Genomic DNA, 19,272 nt, shown 5'->3' with positions numbered 1-19,272 from the left:
TAGGCGCTTACTTCTTCGTGCCCGGCAGGATGGTGGTGATCTGTTTGGTCAGCTCTTTTTTCAGCGCCTGCTGTTTTTCGCCTTCGGTTTTCTTGCCTTTGACCATGGCGTTGAAGTCCAGCGAGTAGGTGGGCTTGTTGATCTGGCCAGTAATCTTCAGCGGTACGTTAATGCCGTTCAGCTGCTTGAAAGCCTGCGGGTTGGCGCGCACATTCAGCGTGTAGTCCACAATACTCTGCGTCAGGTCAAACTTGCCGCCGCCTTTCACATTCACCAGCGACGATGCCAGGTTCAGGTCCTGGTTGCGGGCAATACCGTTGTCCAGCTCAAACCCGGCCGACAGGGCCGAGAAGGTGGTTTTCTGGTCGGCCTGCGCCACCATGGTGTTGTTGTTCCAGTCTTTCAGCTCGCCCGGCAGGTCGCGCAGGGCCGATACCAGGTCAATGCCGGTGAGCGCGCCTTTTTCCAGCCGTACCGCCACTTTACCGCTCAGCGTATTGCGCAGCGCCGCCAGCGAGTTGCCGTGCGCGTTCAGCTGTACCCAGCCGTTGCTGGCGCCTTCCACGCGGTTAAAGTCGAACAGGTCCAGCATCAGCGGTTTGATCTGCATGCCGATCAGCTGCTGCGACAGCTCCACCCGTGGCTCTTTGTCACGCAGCAGCTTCAGGCTGCCCTTGAGCTTGCCGTCGTAGATCTCGGCGCCCAGCTGGTCCAGCGAAATGCTTTCCGGCCGCGCCTTGATATCGGCGGTAATGCCTTTGATGCGGAAGCGACCCATGGCCAGCTCACCCACTGACAGCTTGCCGTCTACGTTCAGGAAATCCATCCAGTCCAGGCGGAAGGGCGTACCGTTCTGGAACAGTGCTACCGCTTTTTCGGCCTGGTTTTCTGGCAGATAGCGGTTCAGGTCCAGCTTGCCTATCGTGAGCGTGGCTTCGTGGCGCGGCTGCAAGAAGCCGTACTGCGTGGCGGTGGCCGCCAGCGCGGCACCGTCCAGCTGGCCGGCAACGCGCAGGTTCAGCCTGCTTTCGGCCAGGTCGCCATCCAGCGCGCCTTGTAGCGAGGCTTGTAGCTGGCCGCGTGGCAGCACCGGGGTTTTCAGGTGGGCGGTCAGTGCCAGCGGCTCCAGACGCAGCTGGTGGTAGGCCGCCAGGCTGAGCGGTGCGCGCAGGTTCATATTGATGGCGTGGCCGCCTACCGACCAGGCAAAGTTGCCCAGCATCTGGTCGGCAAACGCGCCTTCGCGGTTCAGCTTGATTTCAGCCAGCTGGCTGGAAAAACGGTACTGCGTGCGGGCGTAATTCACCGAGCCGGTAATGGCCGCAGCCGGGGTGGACAGCTCGGTCAGGCTGGCACTGACTTGCGGCAAGCGTGCTTCGGCGTGGCCCTTGGGCAGCGAGGTGTCCAGCGTCAGCTTGATGTCTTCCCCGCTGGCCAGCAGGGTGCCAAAGTTCAGCTTCAGGCGGCCTTCGGCACTGAGTCGCACCTCGCCCAGCTTGTCGGTACTGCTGATGGCCAGCGCGTCCAGCTGGTCGATGCTGACCTGGTCATCCTGGCGGGTAAACGGTGCTTTGACGGCGACGCTCACTACGTGGGTGTCGCTGACGATACGGCCACCGAACGACAGCCGCGCGTCAGACTTCAAGCCTTCTATGTCCAGGCTGCCTTCTTCCAGGCGGCTCAGGCGGCCATTCACACGGTCGGACAGCGTCATGCTGGTGCCGCGGAGCGTCATGGTGTCCAGGTCCAGCTTGAATTTGCTGGTTTTGCGGCGGCGCAGCAGGTCGGCAAAGTTCATGTTGCCATCGCTGTTACGCACCAGGTCCATGCGGGTGTCGTGCAGCGACAGGTGGGTGATTTCCAGCTCGCCAAACAGCAGGGGTAGCCAGGCCAGGCGGGCTTCTACTTCGCCGATGCGCGCAAAAGAGGCTTTGCTGCCGGGTTCGCTCACTTCCAGGTCGCCAATCGCCAGGCCTGGTGAAGGGAACAGCATGGGGGAAATCTTGCCGTTGATGGTAACAGTGCGTTGGGTGTCGGCTAGCGAGTTTTGCAGGTTGTTGCGTACGCTTTGGCTATCGAAACGCAAGAAAAACAGGATCAGCCCGATGGCCAGCAGCGAAACCAGGGCAACGAGACTATAGACAGCGGTTTTGAGCCATAGCCGGCCAGAGTTCCATTTCATGGGCATTGGGTCTGCGGCGTGATTGATAAGGCAGGATGGAGCGGGTGAAGGGAATCGAACCCTCGTCGTAAGCTTGGGAAGCTTCTGCTCTACCATTGAGCTACACCCGCACTCAGGTGAAGCGCGAGTATACGCATAGCTGCGGGGCTAGGCAAGGCTGCGGCTGACGCAAAAGCGGTGGTATGGTATTTTACGTACTGTATTTCGTATACAAAACCGCCAGGCAGGCTGTGCCGCTGGCGGTTCTGGCTTTTTAGGGCCAGTGCGTTCTGCCCGCCTGCGTGTTCACCGTAGCCAACCTGGCTGCCCGGTGGCCCGCACTCAGGGCCAGCCTACCCGGCTGCTGCAGGACCTTGCCCGTGCTACCCGCCGCGGCAAGACCGGCAACGAGCGTGTGAATCGCCATGGTGCTTACCGGCAGCTTGGCGCTTGCGTGGGGTGCTTACCGGCAGCCCTGTTTCGTTACCGTTTGGAAGTGAAGTCTGTATGTCTCGATCTCAGTGGGGCTCGCGCCTCGGTTTTATTCTTGCTGCGGCGGGTTCCGCCATCGGCCTGGGGGCCATCTGGAAGTTTCCGTATGTTGCCGCGACCAACGGTGGTGGTGCGTTCCTGTTTATCTATCTGCTGATCTGCATGACAGTGGGCCTGGCGTTGATGCTGGGTGAAATGGCACTGGGCCGTGCGGCCAACAGTAATGCCGTGGGCAGCTTTCGCCAGCTGGGCGGCCGCGCCTGGCCGTGGGTGGGCTTTACCGGCGTGCTGGTGTGTTTCCTGATTTACTCTTTCTATAGCGTTGTGGGTGGCTGGACCATCGCCTATATCGGCAAGTCGCTTGGCGGCAGCATCCTGACCAGTGATGCCAAGGTGCTGGGCGATACCTTTAACGGCTTTATTACCGACCCGGTACAACCGCTGATCTACCATGGCCTGTTTGCCGGCCTGACGTTGGCGGTGGTGCTGGGCGGCGTGCAGAAGGGCATCGAGAACCTGTCCAAGTTTCTGATGCCGGCGCTGTTTGTGCTGATGCTGGTGCTGATCGTGCGTGGCCTGACGCTACCTGGCGCCATGGAAGGCCTGATGTATTTCCTGACCCCCGATTTTGGCAAAGTCACCGGCACCATGCTGGTTGATGCGATGGGTTTGGCCTTTTTCTCGCTGTCGCTGGGTATGGGCGTGATGATTACCTACGGCTCTTACGTTGGCCGCGATACCCCGCTGCTGGGTTCGTCGCTGTGGGTGATTGCGCTCACCGTGATGACCTGCTTCCTGGCCGGCCTGATGGTGCTGCCTGCGGTGTTCGCCTTTGGCTTTGACCCGTCCGCCGGCCCTGGTCTCACCTTTATCACCATGCCGGCGGTGTTTGCCCAGATGGCAGGTGGCCAGCTGTTTGCCGTGCTGTTCTTCTGCCTGCTGCTGGTGGCGGCGCTGACCTCGTCGGTGTCGCTGCTGGAGGTAGTGGTGAGCGCGGTGATGGACGAATTCAAGCTGCCACGCCGCCGTGCCGCGCTGCTGGTATCGGCGGGCGTGTTCTTGCTGGGTATTCCGGCGTCACTGTCGCTGGGTATCTGGAGCGAATACACCGTGTTCGGTAAAGGTATTTTCGACCTGCTGGACTACATCACATCCAACCTGCTGATGCCGCTGGGCGAGGTACTATTGGCCGTGTTTGTGGGCTGGCGAGTATGGCCCGTGGTGCAGGGCGAGCTGGCGCCGGGCGGGCGTAACCCGCTGTGGCTACGTGCCATGCGCGGTTTCTGCCGCTACGTGGCACCGGTGTTGATTCTGGGCATTCTGGTACACAATCTGTAATGCACACCTAAACGGCGTTACCCTTCCGGTGACGCCGTTTTTCATGATAAGGAGCATGGCGCATGAGCAAACTGTTGATTCTTTACACCGGTGGCACCATCGGCATGGCGCCCACCCCCGCTGGCCTGGCCCCCGTGCCGGGCTACCTGCCAGCCCAGCTGCAGCGCCTGGCGCGCGAGGGCGTGAGCTGGGATGTGGTGGAATACCCGCAGCTGATCGACTCGTCTGCCATTACCGTGGCCGACTGGCAAAAGCTGGTGGTTGACCTGGCTGCCGCCTACGAGCGCTACGACGGCTTTGTGGTGATTCACGGTACCGACACCATGGCCTATACCGCCAGCGTGCTGGCCTTTGCGCTGGAAAACCTGGCCAAACCGGTGATTGTGACTGGCTCGCAGCTGCCGCTGGGCCACCCGCGCAGCGATGGCTGGGGCAACCTAGCCGATGCCATCGAGGCCGCTTGCCAGCCGGCGCTGCACGAGGTGGCCATCGCCTTTAACCGCCTGCTGCTGCGTGGCTGCCGTGCGCGCAAGGTGGACGCCGCCAGCTTTGCCGGTTTTGATAGCCCGAACGCCGCACCGCTGGCCCGCTTTGGCATTCACGCCGGCTGGGACACCGCACAGTGGCGCCGTGGCAGTGGCGCCTTCCGCGCCGTGCTGCCGCAGCCGGCCAGCATCCGCAGCGGCTTCTTGCTGCCAGGCAGCATGGCCGGCGACTTTGGCCGCTGGTTGGCCGCAGACACCCCGCAGGCGGCCATACTGCACAGCTACGGCAACGGCAATACCCCGGACGACGCCGCGCTGCTGGACGGCGTGCGCGTGGCCAGCGCGCGCGGCTGCCTGGTGGTGAACCTGACACAATGCGGCAAAGGCGCGGTAGAAGTGGGCGCCTACGCGGCCAGCCAGCCGCTGGCGCAGGCCGGTGCGCTAGCCGGTGGCGACATGACGCCGGAAGCGGCCAACGCCAAGCTGCTTTACCTCCTGTCACAAGGGCTTGATGCAGCCGATTTACGCCAAGCCTGGGCTGCGAATCTGCGTGGTGAAGTCTCGCTGGCTGATTAAAAAACAGGCAGTACCGGAAAAGCATTGTACGTCATGGGTTTAGGGCATCTGTCCACAACCGCCCCACAGCACTTTCCCGTACCGGCGTGCATAAAGCGCGGCGGGTGATTAAAAAATAGTCAGCCGCGCTTTGTGCCTGCCGTATCAAGTACTTGCCTGGCTTTTCCACAGCCCGCCCACACCCTTGCTCCCACTGGGTGTGGGCGTTTTGCTTTAGTGCCTGCCTGGGCGGTGTCGGGCCGGGGATGAACTGCCAGGGCAGAGCCTGCTGCGCAGGTCTTGATTAAAAAATAGGCTGATGGTGCTTTGTTTCGATAAATCATCAGTTTGTCGCACTTTTCCACAGCCCGCCCACACCCTTGCTCCCACAGGATGTGGGCGTTTTTACGCATACTGTGGATAGCCGGGCCCGTTGTGCCGCCCTGTGCTGCAGGCGGGTAACAGGGCAGGGCGGTTGCCGCGTATAATAGGCGGCATATGTCAGACGTTTGCCCCCCTGTACGCATTGCCATTGTCGGGCCCGAATCCTGCGGCAAAAGCACCTTGGCCGCACAGCTGGCCAGCCGGCTGCAGCAGCATGGCGTGGCGGCGGTGGCAGTGGCAGAGTACGCCCGTGCCTACTATGCCCACCGGCCTTACCAGCCCAGCGCAGCCGATATCCTGGCCATTGCCCGCGGGCAGCTGGCTGCCGAGCAGGCCGCTTGCGACGCCGGCGCCAGCGTGTTGCTGTGCGATACCACGGTGCTAACCTGCCGTATCTGGGCCGAGGTCGCCTTTGGCCTGGCCGAGCCGGCGCTGCTGGCCATCAACCAGCCGCACCGCTATACACAGACGCTGCTGACCGCACCCGACCTGCCATGGCAGCCGGACCCGCTACGTAGCCACCCCGATAGCCGCGACTGGCTGTTTGGCCTGTACCGCGATGCCTTGCAGGCGGCCGGTGTGCCGTATCAGCTGGTAGCAGGGCAGGGGGCGCAGCGCCAGGCGGCGGCGTGGGCGGCACTGCGGCGGGTACTGCCGCAGCTGCCTGTTTTTTAGGCAGATGTGGCTTTCGCCTTACGGCTCAGCCAGTTAGGCTGTTTGTCCACAGCCGGTGCACAAGGCTGTCCCGCAGCGGTGTGGAAAGTAAAATCGGGCTGATGAAAAAATAGTCAGCCAGAAAATGGCAAGAACAAACAAAGGCTTGTGGCGCTTGTCCACAGCCGGCACACAGCCCTGTCAAAAGGCGGTGTGTACAACCCCTGTGAACAGAACCATGAACGAAATCTACGAACTGAGCGGCGATTACATCCCGCTGTGCGACCTGTTGAAAACCTGCGGTGTGTGCGACACCGGCGGTATGGCCAAACACTTTATTGCCGAGGGCAATGTGCTGGTAGACGGCCAGGTAGAGCTGCGCAAGACCAACAAGATCCGCGTAGGCCAGCTGGTGTCCGGCGACGGCTTTACCATCAAGGTGGTAGCGGCAGCGTGAGTACCCTGCAAGCCATCGGCCCCGAAGCGTTCGACGACGACTTCGACCCGCAGCCAGAGCCCCCTGAAGCGCCGGACGACTACGCCTGCTGCCACAGTGGCTGCCAGCCCTGCGTCTGGGATATGTATGATTCTGCGGTGAGTGAATACCGCCAGAAGCTGGCCGCCTGGCAGCTGCGCGAAGCGGCACGCCAGGCCCGCGCGGCAAATAAAGGCCCTGATGAACAGCATTGACCTGCACTTTCATTCCACCGCGTCCGATGGCGGGCTGCCACCGGCCGAGGTGATACGCCGCGCCGCCGAGCGCGGCGCCACCCTGCTGGCGCTAACCGACCACGACTGCACCGCCGGCCTGGCCGAGGCTGCCGCTACTGCCGCTGCCTGCGGTGTGCCCTTTCTGAACGGGGTCGAGGTATCGGTGAGCTGGCAGCAGCGCCATACCGTGCACATCGTTGGCCTGGGTATTGATGCGGCCAACCCGGTGCTGCAAGCCGGGCTGAAATCCATCCGCGATGGCCGCGTGGAGCGTGCGCGCCAGATGTCCGCCTCGCTGGAAAAAGCCGGCATCCACGGCGCTTTCGACGGCGCCATGCGCTTTGCCGGCAACCCGGAAATGGTTGGCCGCACCCACTTTGCCCGCTTCCTGGTGCAAAGCGGCGAGGTCAAAGACGTGAAAACCGTGTTCCGCAAATACCTCACCGCCGGTAAACCAGGTTACGTACCGCACGAGTGGGCTAGCCTGGAAGACGCGGTGGCGTGGATACGCGCCGCCGGCGGCATGGCGGTGATCGCCCACCCGGGGCGCTACGATATGGGGCGCACGCTGATCGAGCGGCTGATACTGGATTTCAAGGCCGCTGGCGGCGAAGCCATCGAAATTGCCAGCGGTAGCCACAGCCTGGACGATATGATCAAGTTTGCCCTGCACGCCCAGCGCCATGAGCTGTACGCCAGCGCTGGCAGCGATTTTCACGCGCCAGGCGAAGGCGGGCGCGACGTAGGCAGCACCCAGCCGCTGCCCCCTATCTGCCAGCCGGTCTGGCTACCGTTGGCCGCGCGCATCCAGCAGCCTGCGGCCAACCCTGCGGCCAACCTAGCGAGCTAATGCCATGTCCCAGTTCTTTGTGATTCACCCGGAAAACCCGCAGGCACGGCTGATACGCGAAGCCGCCAAAATCATCCGTGACGGCGGCGTGGTGGCATACCCCACCGACTCCTGTTACGCGCTGGGCTGCCACCTGGGCGACAAGAAAGCCATGGAGCGCCTGCTGGCTATCCGCCAGATCGACCTCAAGCACCACCTGACGCTGGTGTGCGCTGATTTGTCGTCGCTGGCGGCGTATGCCCGTGTGGATAACGCACAGTTTCGCCTGCTGAAGGCCGCCACGCCGGGCAGCTTCACCTTTATTCTGGAAGCCAGCCGCGATGTGCCAAAGCGCACACTGCACCCCAAACGCGCCACCATCGGCCTGCGCGTGCCGGAAAACACCGTGGCGCTGGCGCTGCTGGAAGAGCTGGGCGAGCCCATTTTGTCCTGTACCCTGCAGCTGCCGGGTGACGACGCACCGCTCACCGACCCTTACGAAATCCGCGAGCGGCTGGAACATCTGGTCGAGCTGGTGATCGATGGAGGCTGGTGCGGCACCGAGCCCACCACCGTCATCGACATGACCGATGGCGTGGCGCTGATTCGCCAGGGCAAGGGCGACCCCGCGCGCCTGGGCCTGTAAACCTGCAAGGACCACATCTTGGAAGAACTCAACCTGATCCAGAAGATTTCCGTATACGCACTGCCGGTATTGTTTGCCATTACCCTGCACGAAGCCGCACACGCCTACGTGGCCAAGTACTGGGGCGACAGCACCGCCTACAATCTGGGCCGTGTGTCGCTGAACCCGCTGCGCCATATCGACCTGGTGGGCACCATCCTGCTGCCGCTGATGTGCTTGGCCGTGGGCGGTTTCCTGTTTGGCTGGGCCAAGCCGGTACCGGTACGCTTTGGCAATTTGCGTAATGTACGCGCCGGCATGCGCTGGGTTGCTGCCGCCGGCCCGCTGGCCAACTTTGCCATGGCAGTACTGTGGGTGCTGCTATTCAAGCTGGCCGTGGTGATGAACAACAGCTACAGCGAGCCACTGGCACTGATGAGCCAGGCCGGTATCGGCATTAATGTGGTGCTGATGGTGCTGAACCTGATGCCGCTACTGCCGCTGGATGGTGGCCGTATCGTGGAAAGCCTGCTGCCGCCTGGCCTGGCATACCAGTATTCCCGGCTGGAGCCGTACGGTATGTGGGTTCTGCTGGCGCTGGTATTGACCGGCCTGCTGTCGCCCATCCTGAGTCCGTTTATCGAAATCGTACTGAACCTGCTCTACCTGCTGGTAAGAGCCTGACCTTTTTCTGAAAGCCATACATGTTTGCCAACCGTATTCTTTCCGGCATGCGCCCCACCGGCAGCCTGCATCTGGGCCACTATCACGGCGTGATCAAGAACTGGGTAGAGCTGCAGCACAGCCACGAATGCTTCTTCATGGTGGCCGACTGGCACGCGCTGACCACCAACTTTGACGATGTGTCCATCATCGGCAAGTCCATCAACGAGATGGTAATCGACTGGCTGGCCTCCGGCGTAGACCCGGAAAAATCCACCATCTTCGTGCAGTCCAAGGTGCCACAGCACGCTGAGCTGCACCTGGCGCTGTCCATGGTCACGCCGCTGGGCTGGCTGGAACGCGTGCCCACCTACAAAGACCAGATGGACAAGCTCAGCCATAAAGACCTCACCACCTACGGCTTCCTGGGCTACCCGCTGCTGCAAGCTGCCGACATCCTGGTGTACAAAGCCGGCCTGGTACCGGTGGGCGAAGACCAGGTACCGCACATCGAACTGACCCGTGAAGTGGCGCGCCGCTTCAACCACATGTTTGGCCGCGAGCCGAACTTTGAAGAGCTGGCCAAGGCCGCGGTGAAGAAAATCGGCAAGGCCGGCAAGCAGTTCGAGCAGCTGCGTACCGCCTACCTGCAGGACGGCAACGCCGAGTCGCTGGAAAAAGCGCGCGAGATTCTGGCGCAAAGCCAGAACCTGGGCGGCGCCGACCGCGAGCGCCTGCTGGGCTGGCTGGAAAACAAGGGCAAGATCATCCTGCCGGAGTGCGAGGCCAAGCTCACCGCCGCCTCCAAAATGCCGGGCCTGGACGGTCAGAAGATGTCCAAGTCCTATGGCAACACCATCACCATGCGCGAAGCGCCGGAGGCGGTGACCAAGAAAATCCGCGGCATGCCCACCGACCCCGCACGCGTGCGCCGCACCGACGCCGGCAACCCGAGCCGTTGCCCGGTATGGCAGCTGCACGAGGTGTACAGCGACGGCGCCACCAAGGAATGGGTGAAGGCAGGCTGTACCAGCGCCGGTATCGGCTGCCTGGACTGCAAGCAGCCGGTGATCGACGCCGTAGTGCGCGAGCAGCAGCCCATGTTCGAGCGCGCCGAGAAATACCTGAGCAACCCCAAGCTGGTGCAGGAGATTCTGGCCGAGGGCAACGCGAAGGCCGAGCAAGTGGCCCGCGCCACCATGAACGACGTGCGCCAGGCCATGGGGCTGGGCTACTGACAGCGTAAACGGTATGGTGCGTCAAAAAGGTTGGCCGCAACGTATGCGGCCAACCTTTTTGAGATACGGTCAGTGCTACCGCGTAAGCCTGCCGTATTGCCACAGGCCGTAGCGTGCATGATCGCTATTTTGTCTGCGTGAGCAGATGCGGTGCCAGCAAGCTGTCCCAGCTGTGCCGTATCTGCCGGTACTCGTCGGCGCAGCCCTCGGCGCGCTCGGCCGGTAGCTGGCCACTGACAATCATGTCGTCAAACGAATCGGGCTGTGCCCCGTATAGCCAGCACATCACGTTATAAAAGCGCTGCTCATCCAGGGCGTGGCTGTCGGCCATGGCTTCCATGTCGTACTCGCCGCTGGCGTTCAGCTGAAACCAGGTTGCCACATGGCCGATCTGCGCCACGCTATTGGCAAACACCTGCTCGCTATCCGTATCCGGCTCGCCCAGCAGCGACACCACGGCCAGCTGGTCGGCCACGTCCTCTTCACGCCCGGTGGCCGGTAATGCCAGCTCATGGATCAGCGCGTGTCCCAGCTCGTGCATGAACACAAAACTGAGTACCCCTTCCAGATACGCATCCTGCTCGGCCGTTGGCAGCTTTTGCGCCACCGCCTGCTGCTGTAGCTCCACAATCAGCTCGTAGCACAGCGTAATGCTGTGCGACTCCGGGTCGAAAAAGGCGTTGCTGACACCGCACTCCGCGGTGGCAACATCGATATCACGCGGCAGTCGAAATTGCGTATTCAGACTGTGCACCACCTCATCCAGCCAGCGCGCCTGTTTGGCCTGCTTATACAAGTCGCGCAGCGTTGCGGTCTGGGGGGCCAGGTAAACCGCCACAAAGCGCCCGTAAGCAGGTAGCTGGGTACGCGGGGAAGACGCCTGCGCGGCGGCCGTATTGGCATCAGGCTGGCTACAGCCGGGCAGGGTAGCCAGCAGGGCAGCAGCGAGCAGGAGCGTGGCTAGGCGAGTCATGGTGAACCTGGCGTACAATGGTGGTCTGGCCAGTATAGGGGCGCCCCGCCACGCCTCTGATTGTTCAATAAATGCATATTGCCTGCCGGCCAGACCGCCTGCGGCAGGTAAGAGACACCATGACCGACACCGCCTTCCAGCTTACCCCGCCAGCCCTGCCCGCCAGCGTGCCCATTGCCCATGTTTTCGGCCAGCCGGTGCTGGAAGTCCCGCAGGACCTGTTTATCCCCCCCGACGCCCTGCAGCTGATTCTGGAAAGCTTCGAAGGCCCGCTGGACCTGCTGCTCTACCTCATCCGCAAGCAGAACCTGGACGTGCTCAACATCCCCATGGCCGAGGTCACCGCGCAGTACATGGGCTATATCGATGCCATGCGCGACGGCCGGCTGGAGCTGGCCGCCGAGTACCTGCTGATGGCCGCGCTGCTGATCGAAATCAAATCGCGCCTGCTGCTGCCGCGCCCGCCGGTAGAAGGCGACGACGACCCGGACGACCCGCGCGCAGAGCTAGTGCGCCGCCTGCTGGAATACGAGCAAATGAAGCTGGCCGCGCTGGCGCTGGACAAGCTGCCGCAAGCCGACCGCGACTTTGCCTGGCTGGCCGTGCTGGTAGAGCAGTCTGCCGAGCAGCGCCTGCCTGACGTCAGCCCGCTGGACCTGCGCCAGGCCTGGCTGGCCATCCTGTCGCGCGCCAAGCACAACCGCCACCACAAGGTGGAAAAAGACGAGCTATCGGTACGCGAGCAAATGAGCTGGATCCTGCGCTACCTGGACGGCCGCGACTACGTGTCGTTCGAGGAACTATTCGACATCCACAAAGGCGTGGCCCACCTGGTAGTGAACTTCATCGCCGTGCTGGAGCTGGTGAAAGAGGGCATGGTGAAAGTCAGCCAGGACGAGCCCTACCAGCCCATCTACGTGCGGCTGGCGCTGGTGTAGCGGGGCTATCATCGGGGCGTGTGGTTAGCGCAGGGTGAGCAAAAGCCAAAGGCTGTACCCGCCGGGCTTGTGCATTGCTTCATCATCACTTGGATCTTGGCTGTACCAGGCTTGATGCGGCCAACCTTCATTCGCGGTAAATGTCAGACTTCACTGAATGCAGCCAGGCTACCGGGCAGAAAGGCGTGTTCGCCAAAATCAGGCAGGCTGTGCGTTGTCTGCCTGTGTTTTTTCGATTGTGCCGTTGCGGGACTTCCACTGTTTTGGAGATAAATCATGGCCACACATACTGTCCGGCTTCACCGCGTACTCAAGGCTTCACCAGAGCGCGTCTACCGCGCGTTTCTGGATGCCGCAGCCATGGCTAAGTGGCTTCCACCAAACGGCTTTACTGGCTCAGTGCATCACCTAGACGCCAAGGTTGGCGGGCGCTACGACATGTCTTTTACCAACTTTACCACTGATCACAGCCATGCTTTCGGCGGCGAATATCTTGAACTGGTACCCCATGAACGAATCCGCTACACGACCAGGTTCGACGACCCCAATCTGCCGGGAACAATGCAAACCACGGTGTCTCTGAGAGCGGTGTTCTGTGGCGTAGCGCTAGAGATCGTGCAGGAAGGCATCCCCGAGGCCATTCCGCCGGAGGCTTGCTACCTAGGGTGGCAAGAGTCGCTGGTCTTGCTTGCTCAGCTCGTCGAAGCTGAAATGTCTGAATAGCATTCCGAGATGGGCAAAAGCTGAGGCCTTGCCCAGCACAGACAAGTTAATACGACATCACTATTGATTTAACTTTCAAAAGTCTTGAGTCGTTGGGCTTTGCAGCCTTCAGCGCCACCTACCACACTGCCCACGCCGCACCCTGCCTACCAGAACGAAAGCCCCCATGCGTACCTTTGCCCTGTTTGTTGTGACCGCGCTGGCCGAGATTATCGGTTGCTATTTGCCGTGGCTGTGGCTGAAGCAGGGGGCGTCGGCGTGGCTGCTGCTACCCGCAGCGGCCAGCCTGGCGCTGTTTGCCTGGCTGCTCACGCTGCACCCGGATGCGTCCGGCCGCATCTACGCGGCGTATGGCGGGGTGTATGTGAGCGTGGCGCTGTTGTGGCTGTGGGCGGTGGACGGCGTGCGGCCAACCTGGTGGGATGCTGGCGGTGTAGCGCTATGTCTGGCCGGCATGCTGGTGATCATGCTGGCACCGCGTACGGCAGGGTAGGGCTGTTCTTTCCGCGCGGGAGCGGCTAGTATTTCTATAAATATTCCGCTCGTCTTGCCATGCGTATCGAAGCCGCCAGCGTGCTGCATAGCCACGCTTACCCCGCGTATTTCCAGCAGTGCCGTGCCGATGGCTGCGAGTACTACTGCCACAGCCAGGCCACGCCTGCGGTGTTTTACCAGCAGGTGCTGGACCACGCCGCGGGCCGCCACCTGCCGCCGGGCTATGTGCCCACCCTAACCTGGTTTGCGCTGGACGAGGGCGGCGATATTCTGGGCGCCATCCGCCTGCGCTTGGGCAGCACGCCATTTATCCTGGACCAGTGCGGCCATATCGGTTACGAGGTACACCCTGCGGCGCGTGGCCTGGGGGTGGCGGGCAACCTGTTGGCGCACGTGCAGCAGCACGGGTCGCCGCAGCTGGATGGCGGCTGGCTGATTACTTGTGCCGATGACAATAGTGCGTCGCAGAGGGTGATCAGCCGCGCCGGCGGTGTACTACTGACCGCCACGGCGCAGGGGCCGGGCGAGGCGTGGCTGCGCTACTATCATCTGCCGTCACGCCGGTATTGAAACAGCCGTACCTGTGGGCAAAAAATCGTGTAAAATCCGCGCCTTCCGTTCTGTTTTGCCCGTCTTGCGGCTGTCATGTCCACCATTACCGACCTCAATTACCTGAAGATCGTGCTGGAAACCGCCCTGCTTACCGCGCAGGAACCGTTAACCGTGGGCCAGCTGAAAAAGCTGTTCACCGAAGACGTGAAAGCGGCATTGATCAATGACATCCTGGACGAGGTGCAGCAAAACTGGAAAGGCCGCGGGGTAGAGCTGGTCAAGCTGGCTTCCGGCTGGCGCTTTCGCGCCCGCGCCGAATTTACCCCGTATCTGGCCCGGCTTACGCCGGAAAAGCCGCCGCGTTATTCGCGTGCGGTCATGGAAACACTGGCCATCATCGCCTATAAACAGCCGGTTACCCGTGGCGATATCGAAGCCATACGCGGTGTATCGGTGTCTACCAGTGTGATGCAGACCCTGCTGGAGCGGGGCTGGATCGAAGTCATCGGGCACAAAGACGTGCCCGGACGCCCGGGGCTATACGCCAGCACGCACAAGTTTCTCGACGACCTCGGGTTTCATACCCTGCGTGATTTGCCGCCCTTGGCCGAGCTGTCCACTCTGGTGGTCAGCGAGCCGGCGCCACCGGACGAAGAGCCCCTCGCTGATGAGGCGCCCCAATAAGCGCATCGCCCACACCGGCCCCGCCGGGCAAGGCCATGCCGGGAAGACAGTACTCAGCCTGCGCATGCAGCTGCCTTCCGCACAGCTAAACAGGAAACACCATGTCTAAAGGACAACGCAATACCTCCCGCCAACCCGTGGCCCGTGTACGTGGCCAGGAAAGCGGCCAACCCCGCCAGCCCGACATGGGCCGTAGCGGTGGCGGCAGCAAGCCGTCCGGCCGTGGCAAACCCACCGGCAGCTTTCTGACCCCGCGCAATGCCCCGGCTGCGCCACAGGGCAAACCGGCCCCGGCTGCGCGCCGCGATGCCGCGCCGATCAACCCGGAAGGCCGCCGTGCCCCGGTAAACTACGATACCCGCCGTGCCGCGCCTGTACGTGGCGAGGCCGCACTGCAGCACGAGCGCCGTTTTGGCAATAAAAACGCCGCCATGCCGGCCACCGACGCGCCGCAGCCGGAATTCGGCAAGGCCCGCCGCGAAGGCCCGGCCCCGAAAGTACAGCGTGCCAAAAAGCTGGCACTGCGTGCGCCGAAGCAGGAAATCGTCGACCGCTCCGCCCGCCTGCGCGAAACCCGCGTGGATTACAGCAAGATCGAGCCGATCCGCCTGCAAAAAGCGTTGGCCGCCTCCGGTGTGGGCTCGCGCCGTGAAATGGAAGAGTGGATCGAAGCCGGCTTTATCACGGTAAACGGCAAAAAAGCCGCGCTGGGCGACAAGGTTGGCCCGCAAGACCGTGTGACTGCCAAAGGTAACCCGATCAAGCTGAAGTGGGCCGACCGCCTGCCACGCGTAATCATGTACCACAAGCAGGAAGGCGAAATCGTTACCCGTGACGACCCGGAAGGCCGCGTGACTGTGTTCGACCGTCTGCCGCAAGCCAAATCCAGCCGCTGGGTTGCCATCGGCCGCCTGGACGTGAACACCTCTGGCCTGCTGCTGATTACCACCAGCGGCGAGCTGGCCAACCGCATGATGCACCCCAGCTTCGAGTTTGACCGCGAGTACTCGGTACGCGTGCTGGGCGAGCTGACCCGCGAGCAGATGCAGGAAATGACCAAGGGCGTCGAGCTGGAAGACGGCCCGGCGGTGTTCCAGCGCGTGAGCGAAAAAGGTGGCGCGGAAGAGGGCGCCAACCGCTGGTACAACGTGGTGATCCGCGAAGGCCGCAACCGCGAAGTGCGCCGCATGTTCGAACACTTCGGCCTCACCGTGAGCCGCCTGATCCGCGTGCGTTTTGGTAACATTGGCCTGCCCCCGCGCCTGAAGCGTGGCCAGTACTATGAGCTGAACGAGGCGGAAGTAGCAGCCGTAATGAAATGGGCGGGCCTGACGGCAACCGGCCAGGCCAAAACCGGCAAGCGCGACTAGACAATACGCTGATAACGCCTCCGCTTCTGCGGGGGCGTTTTGTTTTTGTAACGAGGTAACCATGAGCAAGGCCTTTACCCGAGAGCAGGACGAAGACGCCGACGACGATCTGCCGGCAGAGCAGCGCCTGCCTGCGTCGACCAAGAACTACATTACCCCCGCCGGCTGGGAGCGCCTGCGCCAAGAGCTGAACCAGCTGGTAAAGCATGAGCGCCCGCACATGACCCAGGTGGTGAACTGGGCGGCCAGCAACGGCGACCGCTCGGAAAACGGTGATTACCTGTACGGCAAACGCCGCCTGCGCGAAATCGACCGTCGTATCCGTTTTCTGACCAAGAGGCTGGAGATCGCCGAAGTGGTGGACCCGGAACGGCGTGAAGCCACCGACCAGGTGTTTTTCTCGGCTACGGTGGATATCCTGCGCGGCAATGGCAGCGAGCAGACGCTGAGCATTGTGGGGGTAGACGAGATCGACCTGGCGCAGGGCCATATCAGCTGGATTTCACCCATCGCCCGCGTGCTGCTGAAAGCGCGGGAAGGCGATACCGTGTATTTTCGCGGGCCGGATGGTGAGGAAGAGATCGAGATTCTGGCAGTGCGCTACCAGCGCATCGGGGAGTAGAGCGCTGTCTATTGTATGCAGTAGTGGGCGTCGTGCAGGGTGGCTGGCGCGGTAGCCAGCGTGTTGGCCGCTCAGCTTTGCGGGCGGGCCATGACCTGGTTTACCTTCAGCCAGCCTTCGGTGGCCTGCTGGCCGGCTTCGCCAAAGGCTTGCAGCAGCAGGCGGGCCTGCTCGCGGTGCAGTGCTTCTTCCAGCTTGCGGCCTTCTTCTGTCAGGCGCAGCTCTTTCACGCGCTTGTCGTGCTCGGCGGTGCCGGCTTCCACCAGATCCATTTCCATCAGCTGGCGTAGCGGAATATTGATGGCCTGTTTGGTCACGCCCAGACAGGCCAGCAGGTCTTTTACCGATAGCCCGGGGTGCAGGGCCACAAAGAACAGAATGCGGTGGTGTACGCGCGCCAGGCCGCGTTTGGCCAGCATTTCGTCCGGCTTGTCGGTAAAGGCCTGATAGGCATGAAAAAACGCCTTCATCGCATCGCGTAACAATGTGTTTGTGGGGGTGGAATTCATGTTGACGTGCTCGTCACAAAGCGTTAATTTGGTCAAACAATTTGACTAAAAACAATACGTGTCTGCCAAGGAGAGTAACATGTTTTCAGAACGCATCGAACGCCTGTCCGGCTCGCTGATCCGCGAGATTCTCGCCGCTGCACAGCGCCCGGAGGTGATTTCGTTTGCCGGTGGCCTGCCTGCGGCAGACTGTTTGCCCAAGCTGGATTTCAGTGGCGTACCGCCGCATCTGGCGCAGTACGGCACCAGCGAAGGCGAGCCGGAATTCCGCGCCGCCATCGTGCAGGAGCTGGCGCGTATCGGCCTGGATATCGATGCCTCGCAGGTTTTGGTGCTGTCCGGTAGCCAGCAGGCGCTAGACCTGGCCGCCAAGCTGTTCATCGATCCGCACACACCGGTGATTACCGAAGGCCCGACCTATTTGGCCGCCCTGCAGGTATTCAAGCTGTTTGGTGCCGACATCACTACCGTACAGCAAGAGCAGGGCCAGCTGCCGCCGGCCAAGCTGGCCGAGGCTATTGCAGCCAGCCAGGCCAAACTGGCTTACCTGATTCCATCGTTCCAGAACCCGTCTGGTGCCTGCTACACCGAAGAAACCCGCCGCGGCCTGGCCGAGGTGATCGATGCGGCCAACATGCCGGTGATCGAGGACGACCCGTACCGTGCGCTGTCTTACGATGGCGAAGCCCCGCGCCCGCTGGTAACACACCTGAAAAAAGCCCCGTGGATCTACTGTGGCTCTTTCTCCAAGACGCTGGCCCCCGGCCTGCGCATTGGCTACATGGTGGCCTCGCCCGAGCTGATGCCTTACCTGCTGAAGCTAAAACAGGCTGCCGATCTGCACACCAACCGCCTGGGCCAGTGGTTCAACACCCAGTGGCTGAACAGCGGTGACTACGTAGGCCACCTGAAAGAACTGCAGCAAAGCTACAAGGTTGGCCGCGACGCCATGCAAAAGGCGCTGGAAACCCACTTTGCCGATCTGGCCGACTGGCTGGTACCGCAAGGCGGCCTGTTCTTCTGGCTCACGCTGAAGCAGCCACGCGACACCCGTCCGCTGCTGAAAGTGGCGCTGGAAGAAAACAACGTGGCCTTCATGCCGGGCGAGGCGTTTTATGCCCAGCCGGAAGAAGGCATCGGCCACCTGCGCCTGAACTTCAGCCATGCCTCGCCAGAGCGCATCGAAGAAGGCATCAAGCGCTTGGCCGGCGTGATTCGCGCCGCACAGTAAGCGCTTGGCAGGGCAAGGTTGGCTGCGGCCAACTCGCCATGCAACAAGGCCGCCAGGCATGCCTGGCGGCCTTGTGTCATCTGGACCTGTGCGGTAGCAATCAGGCGCTGATGGCGTTGTCTTCCAACATCGTGACGCCTGGCAGGCCGGAGCGGAATACCGCTTGCTGCAGCGTCTCGATGGCTTTCTTTCGAAAGAACTGGCGGCGGGTGACGAGCAGTACCCGGCGCTGCGGTGCCGGTGCCTGGAACGGGATCACCGACAGCAAGCCCTCGTCCGCAGGGCTGACCGACGTAGCGGGTAGTACTGTCACGCCCATGCCGCTGGCCACCATGTGACGGATGGTGTTTAGCGAGCTGCCCTGCACGGTGGAAGCCAGGCTGTTAGCCTGATATTGCTTGCTGGCTACCTCACTGCAGGCTTGCAGTACCTGGTCGCGGAAGCAGTTGCCTTGCGAGAGCAGCAGCACGCTTTCCTCGCGCAGGTCGCAGGCCTGGATACGATCGCGCTTTTCCCACGGGTGGCCCTTGGGTGTGGCCACCATAAAGGGCTCGTCGTATAGCGCGTAGGCTTCGGTACCCGGTTCGTCAAACGGGTCGGCCACGATGATGGCGTCTACCTCGCCGCGCTTGAGCATTTCTGCCAGACGCGCGGTGTAGTTTTCTTCCAGGATCAGTGGCATGTCCGGCGCCAGGATGCGCAGTGCCGGGATAAGGCGCGGCAGCAGGTAGGGGCTGATGGTAAAAATCACCCCCAGCTTCAGCGGGCCGGCCAGCTCGTTCTGGTGCTCGCCGGCCAGGCGTTTTACCGTGTCGGCTTCTTCCAGTACGCGTTGCGACTGCTCGATGATGCGCTCGCCGATCTCGGTGACAGACACCTCTTGCCCGCCGCGCTCAAACAGCGTCACGCCCAGCTCGTCTTCCAGCTTCTTGATGGCAATGGACAGCGTGGGCTGGCTGACAAAGCAGCTTTGCGCCGCGCGGCCAAAGTGGCGCTCGCGCGCCACTGCCACGATATAACGCAGTTCGGTGAGGGTCATG

General features: G+C 62.1%; 21 protein-coding genes and 1 tRNA gene. 17 read left to right on the top strand and 5 right to left on the bottom strand.

What is annotated here, in order from left to right; all coding sequences use genetic code 11:
- Window positions 1-7: 7 nt before the first annotated feature.
- Window positions 8-2,182 carry an AsmA family protein gene (locus ACZ9XP_RS15260; protein ID WP_170253535.1) on the bottom strand — a complete coding sequence of 725 codons (2,175 nt, stop codon included), beginning with the start codon at window positions 2,180-2,182 and terminating at the stop codon, window positions 8-10.
- A 36-nt stretch (window positions 2,183-2,218) separates the two neighbouring features.
- A tRNA-Gly gene (locus tag ACZ9XP_RS15255) sits at window positions 2,219-2,292 on the bottom strand.
- 376 nt (window positions 2,293-2,668) lie between these two features.
- On the opposite strand from ACZ9XP_RS15255, the gene ACZ9XP_RS15250 reads away from it, so the two are divergent.
- The 9 genes from ACZ9XP_RS15250 (at window position 2,669) to ACZ9XP_RS15210 (ending at window position 10,135) form a co-directional block, all read left to right on the top strand.
- Complete coding sequence (locus ACZ9XP_RS15250; protein ID WP_147683051.1) at window positions 2,669-3,991, top strand: sodium-dependent transporter; 1,323 nt, start codon at window positions 2,669-2,671, stop codon at window positions 3,989-3,991.
- Between the two features lie 62 nt (window positions 3,992-4,053).
- Window positions 4,054-5,052: an asparaginase gene (locus tag ACZ9XP_RS15245; RefSeq protein WP_147683053.1), complete on the top strand. Its 999-nt coding sequence runs from the start codon at window positions 4,054-4,056 to the stop codon at window positions 5,050-5,052.
- 477 nt (window positions 5,053-5,529) lie between these two features.
- Complete coding sequence (locus ACZ9XP_RS15240; protein ID WP_147683055.1) at window positions 5,530-6,090, top strand: ATP/GTP-binding protein; 561 nt, start codon at window positions 5,530-5,532, stop codon at window positions 6,088-6,090.
- 217 nt (window positions 6,091-6,307) lie between these two features.
- On the top strand, window positions 6,308-6,526 hold the full coding sequence (locus ACZ9XP_RS15235; protein ID WP_147683057.1) for an RNA-binding S4 domain-containing protein: 219 nt from the start codon (window positions 6,308-6,310) through the stop codon (window positions 6,524-6,526).
- On the top strand, window positions 6,523-6,759 hold the full coding sequence (locus tag ACZ9XP_RS15230; RefSeq protein ID WP_147683059.1) for an oxidoreductase-like domain-containing protein: 237 nt from the start codon (window positions 6,523-6,525) through the stop codon (window positions 6,757-6,759). Before ACZ9XP_RS15235 ends, ACZ9XP_RS15230 begins: the two co-directional genes overlap by 4 nt.
- Window positions 6,746-7,630, top strand: coding sequence for a 3',5'-nucleoside bisphosphate phosphatase (locus tag ACZ9XP_RS15225; protein ID WP_147683061.1), 885 nt, complete (start codon window positions 6,746-6,748; stop codon window positions 7,628-7,630). Before ACZ9XP_RS15230 ends, ACZ9XP_RS15225 begins: the two co-directional genes overlap by 14 nt.
- Before the next feature lie 4 nt (window positions 7,631-7,634).
- On the top strand, window positions 7,635-8,255 hold the full coding sequence (locus tag ACZ9XP_RS15220; protein WP_147683063.1) for an L-threonylcarbamoyladenylate synthase: 621 nt from the start codon (window positions 7,635-7,637) through the stop codon (window positions 8,253-8,255).
- An 18-nt stretch (window positions 8,256-8,273) separates the two neighbouring features.
- Window positions 8,274-8,918, top strand: a complete 645-nt coding sequence (locus tag ACZ9XP_RS15215) for a site-2 protease family protein (RefSeq protein WP_465188726.1) — start codon at window positions 8,274-8,276, stop codon at window positions 8,916-8,918.
- A 20-nt stretch (window positions 8,919-8,938) separates the two neighbouring features.
- Window positions 8,939-10,135, top strand: a complete 1,197-nt coding sequence (locus ACZ9XP_RS15210; RefSeq protein WP_465188725.1) for a tryptophan--tRNA ligase — start codon at window positions 8,939-8,941, stop codon at window positions 10,133-10,135.
- A gap of 124 nt (window positions 10,136-10,259) precedes the next feature.
- Here the strand turns inward: ACZ9XP_RS15210 and ACZ9XP_RS15205 are convergent, their stop codons facing one another.
- Complete coding sequence (locus tag ACZ9XP_RS15205) at window positions 10,260-11,108, bottom strand: DUF4344 domain-containing metallopeptidase (RefSeq protein WP_147683070.1); 849 nt, start codon at window positions 11,106-11,108, stop codon at window positions 10,260-10,262.
- Between the two features lie 119 nt (window positions 11,109-11,227).
- On the opposite strand from ACZ9XP_RS15205, the gene ACZ9XP_RS15200 reads away from it, so the two are divergent.
- The 7 genes from ACZ9XP_RS15200 to greB all read left to right on the top strand — a co-directional run bounded on the left by ACZ9XP_RS15200 (window position 11,228) and on the right by greB (window position 16,492).
- Entirely contained in the window at window positions 11,228-12,046 is an 819-nt protein-coding gene (locus ACZ9XP_RS15200; protein ID WP_147683072.1) for a segregation and condensation protein A, read from the top strand.
- A 276-nt stretch (window positions 12,047-12,322) separates the two neighbouring features.
- The gene (locus tag ACZ9XP_RS15195; RefSeq protein WP_147683074.1) at window positions 12,323-12,769 is read left to right on the top strand and encodes an SRPBCC family protein; all 447 of its coding nucleotides are present in this window, start codon (window positions 12,323-12,325) and stop codon (window positions 12,767-12,769) included.
- A 166-nt stretch (window positions 12,770-12,935) separates the two neighbouring features.
- Window positions 12,936-13,262, top strand: a complete 327-nt coding sequence (locus tag ACZ9XP_RS15190) for a YnfA family protein (protein WP_147683076.1) — start codon at window positions 12,936-12,938, stop codon at window positions 13,260-13,262.
- 59 nt (window positions 13,263-13,321) lie between these two features.
- Window positions 13,322-13,834 (top strand): GNAT family N-acetyltransferase, encoded by a 513-nt coding sequence (locus ACZ9XP_RS15185; protein ID WP_465188724.1) that lies wholly within the window; start codon window positions 13,322-13,324, stop codon window positions 13,832-13,834.
- A 75-nt stretch (window positions 13,835-13,909) separates the two neighbouring features.
- A complete protein-coding gene (gene scpB, locus ACZ9XP_RS15180; RefSeq protein WP_017510122.1) occupies window positions 13,910-14,500 on the top strand; it encodes an SMC-Scp complex subunit ScpB in 591 nt (196 codons plus the stop codon).
- Between the two features lie 101 nt (window positions 14,501-14,601).
- Window positions 14,602-15,870 (top strand): 23S rRNA pseudouridine(2605) synthase RluB, encoded by a 1,269-nt coding sequence (gene rluB, locus ACZ9XP_RS15175; protein ID WP_026108175.1) that lies wholly within the window; start codon window positions 14,602-14,604, stop codon window positions 15,868-15,870.
- A 61-nt stretch (window positions 15,871-15,931) separates the two neighbouring features.
- On the top strand, window positions 15,932-16,492 hold the full coding sequence (gene greB, locus ACZ9XP_RS15170) for a transcription elongation factor GreB (RefSeq protein WP_147683080.1): 561 nt from the start codon (window positions 15,932-15,934) through the stop codon (window positions 16,490-16,492).
- A 71-nt stretch (window positions 16,493-16,563) separates the two neighbouring features.
- Here greB and ACZ9XP_RS15165 read toward each other — a convergent pair whose 3' ends face one another.
- Window positions 16,564-17,001 carry a MarR family winged helix-turn-helix transcriptional regulator gene (locus ACZ9XP_RS15165; RefSeq protein WP_026108176.1) on the bottom strand — a complete coding sequence of 146 codons (438 nt, stop codon included), beginning with the start codon at window positions 16,999-17,001 and terminating at the stop codon, window positions 16,564-16,566.
- Window positions 17,002-17,080: 79 nt separating this feature from the next.
- Between ACZ9XP_RS15165 and ACZ9XP_RS15160 the strand changes: the two genes are divergently transcribed.
- Window positions 17,081-18,232 carry an aminotransferase-like domain-containing protein gene (locus ACZ9XP_RS15160; protein ID WP_147683082.1) on the top strand — a complete coding sequence of 384 codons (1,152 nt, stop codon included), beginning with the start codon at window positions 17,081-17,083 and terminating at the stop codon, window positions 18,230-18,232.
- 100 nt (window positions 18,233-18,332) lie between these two features.
- Here the strand turns inward: ACZ9XP_RS15160 and ACZ9XP_RS15155 are convergent, their stop codons facing one another.
- The gene (locus tag ACZ9XP_RS15155; protein ID WP_147683084.1) at window positions 18,333-19,271 is read right to left on the bottom strand and encodes a hydrogen peroxide-inducible genes activator; all 939 of its coding nucleotides are present in this window, start codon (window positions 19,269-19,271) and stop codon (window positions 18,333-18,335) included.
- Window position 19,272: the final 1 nt, after the last annotated feature.

The sequence above is a fragment of the Vogesella perlucida genome (genome assembly GCF_979366545.1).
This window is presented reverse-complemented; position numbering and strand designations above follow the sequence as displayed.